This is a genomic window from Chitinophaga terrae (ex Kim and Jung 2007) (assembly GCF_900107795.1).
Lineage (GTDB): Bacteria > Bacteroidota > Bacteroidia > Chitinophagales > Chitinophagaceae > Chitinophaga > Chitinophaga terrae.
The window spans coordinates 1-1,607 of record NZ_FNRL01000063.1; the positions used below are offsets into that span (position 1 = coordinate 1).

A 1,607-nucleotide genomic window follows, 5' to 3' on the forward strand; every position below is an offset into this window, starting at 1 on the left:
GATTCTTTTAATGACTCCAGTGTAATTATTTCAATGAATTTGTATTATGATTTTAGTGCCTCCTCAATCAGGATTTTCAAAGGACTTTTAAAAATCGGTGTTGATCTGAAAAATAATAAAGTTATTTTTCCTGTTTATAACAGCCAATATCAAACAATATCTTATTCCAATATTACTTTTTACATAAAGAAGAATGATTCAGATACGCAACATTTGAAACTATTAGAGGCAAATAACTTCCTTTCGGAAACCATTCAGACTATTAGAATAGAATCTGCCCAATTTAACCCGCCTTCAAAAAAGCTTAAATATATTGTTGGGGATGGATATTTTGGAGCATTGGAGTATTATAGCTTCTATAACTTTTTTTCTTCTTCCAGATTTGTGAGATCTGGGTGCTTAATTATTGATGTATTATCCGGGGGCTTTTATAAGCATGAGATAATTCATTACATTTTTTCAAATTATCAATTCAATAGATTTTTAGATGAAGGTATAGCAACCTTATTCAGTGGGGGAGAGATCCAGTTTAAAACTTCGACATTGAATTGTTGGAGTGAAATGTGCAATAAAATTCATACAGATAAGAAGTATAGGAATGCAATTGATACCGAAGAGTTGTTATCAAATTTTCAATATAAACCTGAAATGTATGCTATATCTGCGATGCTGTTGTTTAAATATTATAGAAAGGTGGGTGGCAAAATTTTTTATGATACCTTGTTTAATAAATTAATAAAATTTTCGGATGCTGAATCGGTCGACTTTCTAAAGAAGGAATTAGGTATACAGCAACTCTCAACCTTTGTTGTAAATACAGGCGTTTCTTTATGGGAGGAAATTGCAACTAAAAATATATAAAAAATTGTCTCATTAAAGGTTAACGACAGTGATAGAACAATATCGCCCAATGAAATATAAAAAGTTTTATTATTGCTAATAGGTTTGAGTACGGAATCTCCGGGAGTGCCTCAAAGAGATTGGGAGTTCGAATCTCCTTTTTGCACTAAAAGTCAGACCATCTGGCTCTTGACCAGTCAGTCCTGGGTTTGAGCCCCAAGGGAGATAAGTTGGAATCTAGTTCATTACAACGAGCCCTTGACTCATAGTCAGGGGCAGGTGCAAGCCTTGGTGGAACCAATTGGTAGTAGCGGGTTTTGGCAGATTAAAGGTTGGAACCTATTTTTATTTGCGTACAATTTGCATACAGCGGCCGGCAAAATCTAGAGAAGAATTTTTTTTATCTTCTTTGTCTTGATAGGTTGGGCTAAAGTGGTATTTATTCCAATATAGGGTGCCAAAGGCAAAGCTAATTCACGAAAACAAAACCCATCGATTTTTTTCAAAAGAGAAGTTTTATTTTTGAAAAATGCGAATACATTTTTAATTTGAGTAGGATTTGTTCCCACGTTAAAAACAAGTGAATTGATCTTTAGTTTGTAATACCTATTGGCATTTTTAGTTTGTTTGATTTCAAGGAGATAAAGAAACTGTAGCTGACTTGAAAAGAATCTCAAAACTCGAAATTGACCCCTTGAATTGTACTCGTATAATTGAGTGCCACAATTAGTTTCTTATATAAAAAAAATCCTGATCAGTTAGATGGA

The 1,607-nt window shown here is 33.2% G+C and carries 1 protein-coding gene; it reads left to right on the plus strand.

Translation table 11 applies throughout. The features are described from left to right. Nucleotides 1-861 (plus strand): hypothetical protein (locus BLV62_RS28470; protein WP_168928054.1); only part of this gene is annotated, 861 nt, incomplete at its 5' end. Nucleotides 862-1,607: the final 746 nt, after the last annotated feature.